Origin of the sequence: Streptomyces sp. NPDC046215 (genome assembly GCF_040646215.1) — a bacterium.
GTDB classification, from domain to species: Bacteria; Actinomycetota; Actinomycetes; order Streptomycetales; family Streptomycetaceae; genus Streptomyces; species Streptomyces stramineus.
The window spans coordinates 1-7,204 of record NZ_JBEYZW010000152.1; the positions used below are offsets into that span (position 1 = coordinate 1).

A 7,204-nucleotide genomic window follows, 5' to 3' on the forward strand; every position below is an offset into this window, starting at 1 on the left:
ACCTCCGGCGCGGGTGGTGGTGGTTGTGGCGTCCCACACCCACTACCAGCCCGTCCGGGGGCACCTCCTGGGGGCACCCCCAGCGGTAGCTGGGGGAGCTTGAGGACGCGCCCGCAGGGCGCTCGCCGCCGCAGGCGGCAGAACAACGGCCCCGCCGCAGACGCAAGGCCCGCAGCCGAAGACCCGCCGCTTACCCCCGCTCACAGACGAAGATCGCCGTGCCCGGGATCAGGTGGCCCCGCAGCGGGGACCAGCCGCCCCACTCCTGGGTGTTCCACTCCGGCCACTCCGGCTCCACCAGGTCCACCAGCCGGAAGCCGCCCGCGACCACGTCGCGCACCCGGTCGCCGAGCGTGCGGTGGTGCTCCACGTACACGGCGCGCCCGGCGTCGTCCTGCTCGACGTAAGGGGTGCGGTCGAAATAGGACGCGGCCACCGAGAGCCCCTCCGGGCCCGGCTCGTCGGGGAAGGCCCAGCGGATCGGGTGGGTGACGGAGAAGACCCACCGCCCTCCCGGCCGCAGCACCCGGTGTACCTCGCGCAGCACCCGCACCGGATCGGCGACGAAGGGGATCGCCCCGTAGGCCGAGCACGCCAGGTCGAAGGAGCCGTCCGCGAAGGGCAGCGCCCCGGCGTCGGCCTCCACCAGCGGCACGTCGTCGCCGATGCGCCGGGCGTGCTGCAACTGCCGGTGGGAGAGGTCCAGGGCCACGGGGCGCGCCCCGCGGGCGGCCAGCCAGCGCGAGCACTGCGCCGCGCCCGCGCCGATCTCCAGGATGTCGAGGCCCTTGAGCCCGTCCGCCGGGCCCAGCAGCGCCGCGTCGGCCTCGTCGAGGCCCTCGGGCCCCCAGACGAAGCGGTCGTCGCCCAGGAACGCGCCGTGCTCACTCTGGTAGTCGTCGGCGTTGCGGTCCCACCAGCCGCGGCTCGCGCGGCTGCTCTCGGTGTCGTCGGTGGCCCGCCGGGTCGCTTCCGGTTCGTACTCTTCAGTCATATGGACCGCGTGCCCCCGGGCAGTAGTGGTTCATCGGATTTTGTCGTATCTTCTGCGGCTGTGGGCGACGAGCCCCGCGGTGGGGCCTCCGGGCGGATCGTCCGGTGGGCTCGCGGGCTGTCGCGGGCCGCCCCGTGACCTTGCCTCATGGCGTGTCGGCGTGCGGTCGCGGGGTGCGACGGGGCCCTCGTGGCCTCGCACAACATGAGTTGTGCCCGATACGGGGCGTTTCGTCCCGGGTGTGCGCCTTCGCGCATTGACCGTGCCCCGCTGCCCCCGTATGCTACAAGTTGCGCTGCGGGCCTGCGCGCCTCAGACATAGCAGGTCGCGCTCGCACTTGTTGTATGTCCCCTCGGTTGTCGAGGCGCTTTCGATTTTCGTCGAGAGCCTTCGGGGAGTCTCTGGACCTCCCGTGGTTCTCGGATGCGCCTCCAAGGCTGTCCGGCTTCGGCGGTGCGATACGGGTTCTCGGCGTAGCAGTACCTACGACTCACTGTCCGTACCGGAGCCTTTACCCACATGACGAGCAGCACCGAGACCACCGCCACCACCCCGCAGGTTGCGGTCAACGACATCGGTAACGAGGAAGCCTTCCTCGCCGCGATCGACGAGACGATCAAGTACTTCAACGACGGCGACATCGTCGACGGCGTCATCGTGAAGGTCGACCGGGACGAGGTCCTGCTCGACATCGGTTACAAGACCGAAGGCGTCATCCCTTCCCGCGAGCTTTCGATCAAGCACGACGTCGACCCGAACGAGGTCGTCAAGGTCGGCGACGAGATCGAGGCCCTGGTTCTCCAGAAGGAGGACAAGGAAGGTCGTCTCATCCTGTCCAAGAAGCGCGCTCAGTACGAGCGTGCCTGGGGCACGATCGAGAAGATCAAGGAAGAGGACGGGATCGTCACCGGTACCGTCATCGAGGTCGTCAAGGGTGGTCTCATCCTCGACATCGGCCTCCGTGGCTTCCTCCCGGCCTCCCTGGTCGAGATGCGCCGCGTCCGCGACCTCCAGCCCTACGTGGGCAAGGAGCTCGAGGCCAAGATCATCGAGCTGGACAAGAACCGCAACAACGTGGTCCTGTCCCGCCGTGCCTGGCTGGAGCAGACCCAGAGCGAGGTCCGCCAGACCTTCCTCACGACCCTGCAGAAGGGCCAGGTCCGCTCCGGCGTCGTCTCCTCGATCGTCAACTTCGGTGCGTTCGTGGACCTCGGCGGCGTCGACGGTCTCGTCCACGTCTCCGAGCTCTCCTGGAAGCACATCGACCACCCGTCCGAGGTTGTCGAGGTCGGCCAGGAAGTCACCGTCGAGGTCCTCGACGTCGACATGGACCGCGAGCGTGTCTCCCTGTCGCTCAAGGCGACGCAGGAAGACCCGTGGCAGCAGTTCGCCCGGACCCACCAGATCGGTCAGGTCGTCCCGGGTAAGGTCACCAAGCTCGTTCCCTTCGGTGCGTTCGTGCGCGTCGACGAGGGCATCGAGGGCCTGGTCCACATCTCCGAGCTGGCCGAGCGCCACGTGGAGATCCCGGAGCAGGTCGTCCAGGTCAACGACGAGATCTTCGTCAAGGTCATCGACATCGACCTCGAGCGCCGCCGCATCAGCCTCTCGCTGAAGCAGGCCAACGAGTCCTTCGGTGCCGACCCGTCCGTGGTCGAGTTCGACCCGACCCTGTACGGCATGGCCGCGTCCTACGACGACCAGGGCAACTACATCTACCCCGAGGGCTTCGACCCCGAGACCAACGACTGGCTCGAGGGCTTCGAGTCCCAGCGTGAGGCCTGGGAGAACCAGTACGCCGAGGCGCAGCAGCGCTTCGAGCAGCACCAGGCTCAGGTCATCAAGTCCCGCGAGGCCGACGAGCAGGCCGCTGCCGAGGGCGCTGCCGCCCCGGCCGGTGCCTCCTCCTCGACCGGCGGCGGCAACGTCTCCGGCGGTTCGTACTCCTCGGAGTCGGCCGACAACTCCGGCGCCCTGGCGTCGGACGAGGCGCTCGCCGCGCTGCGCGAGAAGCTCGCGGGCGGCCAGAGCTGAGGCTCTGACCACCGGCAGCTGACAGCTGACTGACGTAAGGCCCGCTCCCCCTGGGGAGCGGGCCTTACGCATGCCCGGGCCACCGCCCGTGTGTCGGCCGTGTTGCCTCCCGCCCGGACGGGAATGGGCGGGGCCTCCCCACGCGTTCCCCCGTACGGAACATGAGGAGGAACGGTCACTGTGTTGGATCCGCAGGGTTTGTACGAATGGGAGCCCAAGGGGCTCGCCGTGGCCGACCTGGCATTGGCCCAGGACACGGCCGGCCTGGTCATGCTCTACCACTTCGACGGCTACATCGACGCGGGTGAGACCGGCGACCAGATCGTCGAGCGGCTCCTGGACGGACTGCCGCACCAGGTCGTCGCCCGCTTCGACCACGACCGGCTCATCGACTACCGGGCCCGCCGTCCCCTGCTGACGTTCCAGCGGGACCGCTGGAGCGCCTACGAGACACCGAAGATCGAACTGCGGCTGGTGCAGGACGCCACCGGCGCCCCCTTCCTCCTGCTCACCGGCCCCGAGCCGGACGTGGAGTGGGAGCGCTTCGCGGCCGCCGTCGAGCAGGTGGTGGAACGGCTCGGCGTACGGCTGTCGGTCAACTTCCACGGCATCCCCATGGGTGTCCCGCACACCCGCCCGGTCGGCATCACCCCGCACGGCAACCGCACCGACCTGATGCCCGGTCACCGCAGCTTCTTCGACGAGGCCCAAGTGCCCGGCAGCGCCGAGTCGCTGGTGGAGTACCGCCTGGCGGAAGCGGGCCACGACGTCCTCGGCGTCGCCGCCCACGTACCGCACTACGTCGCCCGCTCGCCCTACCCCGACGCCGCCCTGACCGCCCTCGAAGCGGTCACCGCCGCGACCGGCCTCGTCCTGCCGCACGCCGCGCACGCCCTGCGCACCCAGGCCCTGCGGACGCAGGAGGAGATCGAGCGGCAGATCGCCGAAGGGGACGAGGAACTCGTCGCCCTCGTCCGGGGACTTGAGCACCAGTACGACGCGGTGGCCGGCTCCGAGACGCGCGGCAACCTCGTCGCCGAGCCCGTCGAACTGCCCTCCGCCGACGAGCTGGGCGCCGAGTTCGAGCGCTTCCTCGCCGACCGGGAGGGCGACGGCGGCCGCTGACACACCGCCCGATACCGTGGGGCCCATGCTGAGAGTGGGCCTCACGGGCGGAATCGGCGCGGGCAAGAGCGAGGTGTCACGGCTCCTCGCCTCCTACGGAGCGGTGATCGTGGACTCCGACAAGATCGCGCGGGAAGTGGTCGAACCGGGCACGCCCGGTCTGGCGTCGGTGATCGACGAGTTCGGCCCGGAGATCCTCGCGGCCGACGGCAGCCTGGACCGCGCCCGGCTCGGGTCGATCGTCTTCGCCGACCCCGGCCGGCTCGCCGCCCTCAACGCCCTCGTGCACCCCCTGGTGCGGGCCCGCTCCGCCGAGCTGGAAGCGGCGGCCGGCCCGGACGCGGTCGTTGTCCACGACGTCCCCCTCCTCGCGGAGAACGGGCTCGCCCCGCTCTACGACCTGGTCGTCGTCATCGACGCCTCCGAGGAGACCCGGCTCGACCGGCTCGTCCGGGTGCGCGGCATGTCCCCGGACGAGGCACGCGCCCGGATGGCCGCCCAGGCGTCCCGGGAGGACCGGCTGGCGGTGGCCGACCTCGTCATCGACAACGACGGACCACTCGAAGCGCTGGCCCCACGGGTCACGGAGGTGTGGGCGGACCTGTCGGCCCGGGCCGGGCGCCCCGCGGGCACCGCGGAATAGGGCGCGGGCCGGCGGCGTTGTCACGGCCGCAACGAGCCACCAGGAGAAGGGCAACGGAAGTGTCCGAGCTGACGCCCGAGACCCACGTCATCGATTTCCGTGCGGCGGAAACGCTGCTCGCCGCCCGTGACCCGCGCGGTGCCATCGCACTGCTCGACTCCGTCATCACCGCGCACCCGGAGAACACCGCGGCCCGCCTGCTGCGCGCCCGGGCCTTCTTCGCCGCGGCCCTGCTGCGCCCCGCCGAGCTGGAATTCCAGCTCGTCCTCGAACGCGAGCCCGACAACGCCTTCGCCCATTTCGCCCTGGCCCGCACCCTGGAACGCGGTTCCCGCGACGCCGAGGCACTGCGTCACTTCCGCCTCGCCGCGGCGCTGGACCCCCGGCCGGACTTCGTCGCGGCGGCGCGGTTCGGGGAGAGGAGCTGAGGGGCCGCCGCTCGTTCGCCGGCGTGCGGTCACCCCATCCGCAGCAGCACCCAGGCGTGGTCGAGCAGGCAGAGGGCGGCGCAGGAAGCGAACATGCGCCTGCGCCGCCTTCCGTACTGCGCCGCGGCGTGGGCGAGCACGGCGACCAGGGCCGTGGCGATCAGCCGGCCGCTGACGTCGCCCTTGATGACGATCCCCCGGAACAGCGCGGCCCCGCAGAAGAGCGTGAAGGCCGCCGTCCCGTAGAACGCCATCCACTCGATCGCGTGAGTGGAGTGCTCCGTTAAGGCGCGTTCCAGTTCACGCGGAGGAGTGGCGAGAGTAACCGGCCGTCTGCTCCGGAGACCCGGATCCCGCTCGTCGCGCCTGCCGAACACAAAGATCCCCTATCACTTGGCGAACCCGCGGCCACGGAGTGTGCCGGGCCGGTCTCATGCTGTTGTTAGCATGCGGCGGCCGGTAACTCGTCGTCACAGGAGCGGAGTTCATCGCATGGCCTTACGTGTCTCGCCAGCGCATCTCGAAGGCTTCGCCGCACTGTTGAGCCGGGCGGCGGAGGATGCCGCCGTGGCCCGGGACTACGCCCGAAGGCACGGCGTTATCGGCCCTGCCGAACAGGGTGTGGCGGCACGGATTTTCGATATGAACGGTGATCTGGTCGACGAGGCCGTCGGGGCGATGAAGCGCCTGCACGAGATCCTCGCCGCCTCGGCCGCCGAGCTCGAAAAGGCGGCCGCCCACTACCGGACGACGGACCTGACCGAGGCCGCGAAGCTGGACGCCGCTTACCGCAAGGCGGCCGGGTGAACGGGAGCGGGGCCTTCCAGGAGGTGGAACGGCCCACCGGGCACCTGAAGACTCCTCATACGCCGCCGGAGTTCTACTCCCCCCTCACCCCCCTGAACCAGGCCGGTGACCTCATCAGCCCGACGGCCTGGGCCGCCACGGTGCTCCGGCTCGCCTTCGATTTCGACCCGATGGAGAAATGCAGGGGATGGTTCGCCGGAGACTGGGAGTCGTACGCACGAGCTGCTGACGTGTGGGCGAACCTGGCAAAGTTCTGCGGCAGCCTCGCGACCACCGTCGAATCCGGAAACCGCACAGCGGGCCGGTCCTGGGACGGTCAGGCGGCGGACGCGGCCGACCTCTACTTCACGTCCCTCTGCGGGAAGCTGCGCGACCTCCAGGACTCCCTCGTGCTGCTGCACAAGGAATACATGACGGTCACTTACGCGGTGCTGGCGGCGGCGGAAGGCGCCGGGCAACTGCTGGGCCTGATCGGTGACCAGGCGGCGACGGCCGCCCTCTCCTGGGTGGCGGGGGCCGCCACTGCCTGGAGCGGATGGGGCGCGGCTGCCGCCATGGCCATGGTGGCAGCCGAGATCGTCCGCATGTGCGAAATGTGGGACAAGATCATGAAGAGAGTGAACGCGCTGCAATTGGCCATCAATGTCGTGGGCGGGAACCTGGTGGGTCTCGGCGCCGAGGTGGCGGCGTCGCTGACCTCCTTCACCCTGCCGCGAGCCGCCTACGCCCACCCGGCCGTCTGAACCGGGAGGGGGAGATGAGCGAGCGCGAAGTGGGGTACGAGGAGTTTCTGGCCCCCGGCCGGGACGAGGAGCAGGCCCGGGACGTGCACCGGGCGCTGAGGCGCATGGCGGACGGCAGCGCGGGCGAGGTGCTCCGGGAAATGGCGCGCGAGGTCCTCTCCGGCCGTACGGGGCTGCGGGAGGCCATGCGGGTGGGCGCGTACGCCGACGCGCTGGCGGACGGTGTCCAGGGCGCGCGGAGGGAGTGGGAACGTCTCCCCGCGGCAGACCGGGAGCGGCTCACGGCGGAGGCCCGCCGCCTCCCAGGGACCCAGTGGTGACGGGCTAGGTGTGCTGTTCGGACAGGTTGGTGACGCGGCTGGCTGGTGGGTGGCCGTCGATGCCGGTGTGGGGTCGGTGGTAGTTGTACCAGTCCAGCCAGTCGGGAAA

The 7,204-nt window shown here is 70.4% G+C and carries 9 protein-coding genes and 1 pseudogene; 7 read left to right on the plus strand and 3 right to left on the minus strand.

Annotated elements, in window-relative coordinates:
• Window positions 1–190 precede the first annotated feature (190 nt).
• Complete coding sequence (locus ABZ951_RS33085; RefSeq protein ID WP_344097839.1) at window positions 191–994, minus strand: class I SAM-dependent methyltransferase; 804 nt, start codon at window positions 992–994, stop codon at window positions 191–193.
• 520 nt (window positions 995–1,514) lie between these two features.
• Here ABZ951_RS33085 and rpsA point away from each other — a divergent pair.
• The 4 genes from rpsA (at window position 1,515) to ABZ951_RS33105 (ending at window position 5,225) form a co-directional block, all read left to right on the plus strand.
• Window positions 1,515–3,029 (plus strand): 30S ribosomal protein S1, encoded by a 1,515-nt coding sequence (rpsA, locus tag ABZ951_RS33090; protein WP_344097841.1) that lies wholly within the window; start codon window positions 1,515–1,517, stop codon window positions 3,027–3,029.
• A gap of 180 nt (window positions 3,030–3,209) precedes the next feature.
• A complete protein-coding gene (locus tag ABZ951_RS33095; RefSeq protein WP_344097842.1) occupies window positions 3,210–4,154 on the plus strand; it encodes a PAC2 family protein in 945 nt (314 codons plus the stop codon).
• A gap of 25 nt (window positions 4,155–4,179) precedes the next feature.
• The gene (gene coaE, locus ABZ951_RS33100) at window positions 4,180–4,797 is read left to right on the plus strand and encodes a dephospho-CoA kinase (protein ID WP_344097843.1); all 618 of its coding nucleotides are present in this window, start codon (window positions 4,180–4,182) and stop codon (window positions 4,795–4,797) included.
• Window positions 4,798–4,856: 59 nt separating this feature from the next.
• A complete protein-coding gene (locus tag ABZ951_RS33105) occupies window positions 4,857–5,225 on the plus strand; it encodes a tetratricopeptide repeat protein (RefSeq protein WP_344097844.1) in 369 nt (122 codons plus the stop codon).
• 29 nt (window positions 5,226–5,254) lie between these two features.
• Here the strand turns inward: ABZ951_RS33105 and ABZ951_RS33110 are convergent, their stop codons facing one another.
• On the minus strand, window positions 5,255–5,479 hold the full coding sequence (locus ABZ951_RS33110; RefSeq protein ID WP_344097845.1) for a hypothetical protein: 225 nt from the start codon (window positions 5,477–5,479) through the stop codon (window positions 5,255–5,257).
• A gap of 238 nt (window positions 5,480–5,717) precedes the next feature.
• Between ABZ951_RS33110 and ABZ951_RS33115 the strand changes: the two genes are divergently transcribed.
• The 3 genes from ABZ951_RS33115 to ABZ951_RS33125 are packed head-to-tail and all read left to right on the plus strand — an operon-like array spanning window position 5,718 to window position 7,095.
• Complete coding sequence (locus ABZ951_RS33115) at window positions 5,718–6,032, plus strand: type VII secretion target (protein ID WP_344097846.1); 315 nt, start codon at window positions 5,718–5,720, stop codon at window positions 6,030–6,032.
• Window positions 6,029–6,775, plus strand: a complete 747-nt coding sequence (locus ABZ951_RS33120) for a hypothetical protein (RefSeq protein WP_344097847.1) — start codon at window positions 6,029–6,031, stop codon at window positions 6,773–6,775. Before ABZ951_RS33115 ends, ABZ951_RS33120 begins: the two co-directional genes overlap by 4 nt.
• Before the next feature lie 14 nt (window positions 6,776–6,789).
• The gene (locus ABZ951_RS33125; protein ID WP_344097848.1) at window positions 6,790–7,095 is read left to right on the plus strand and encodes a hypothetical protein; all 306 of its coding nucleotides are present in this window, start codon (window positions 6,790–6,792) and stop codon (window positions 7,093–7,095) included.
• 4 nt (window positions 7,096–7,099) lie between these two features.
• Here ABZ951_RS33125 and ABZ951_RS33130 read toward each other — a convergent pair.
• Window positions 7,100–7,204 (minus strand): annotated as a pseudogene (locus ABZ951_RS33130) (IS481 family transposase); the annotation flags it as partial.

Bases quoted from the DNA above. Each gene is read 5' to 3' on its own strand.
- ABZ951_RS33085 (WP_344097839.1), bottom strand. From the start codon at position 994: ATGACTGAAGAGTACGAACCGGAAGCGACCCGGCGGGCCACCGACGAC.
- rpsA (WP_344097841.1), top strand. From the start codon at position 1,515: ATGACGAGCAGCACCGAGACCACCGCCACCACCCCGCAGGTTGCGGTC.
- coaE (WP_344097843.1), top strand. From the start codon at position 4,180: ATGCTGAGAGTGGGCCTCACGGGCGGAATCGGCGCGGGCAAGAGCGAG.
- ABZ951_RS33110 (WP_344097845.1), bottom strand. From the start codon at position 5,479: ATGGCGTTCTACGGGACGGCGGCCTTCACGCTCTTCTGCGGGGCCGCG.
- ABZ951_RS33115 (WP_344097846.1), top strand. From the start codon at position 5,718: ATGGCCTTACGTGTCTCGCCAGCGCATCTCGAAGGCTTCGCCGCACTG.
- ABZ951_RS33125 (WP_344097848.1), top strand. From the start codon at position 6,790: ATGAGCGAGCGCGAAGTGGGGTACGAGGAGTTTCTGGCCCCCGGCCGG.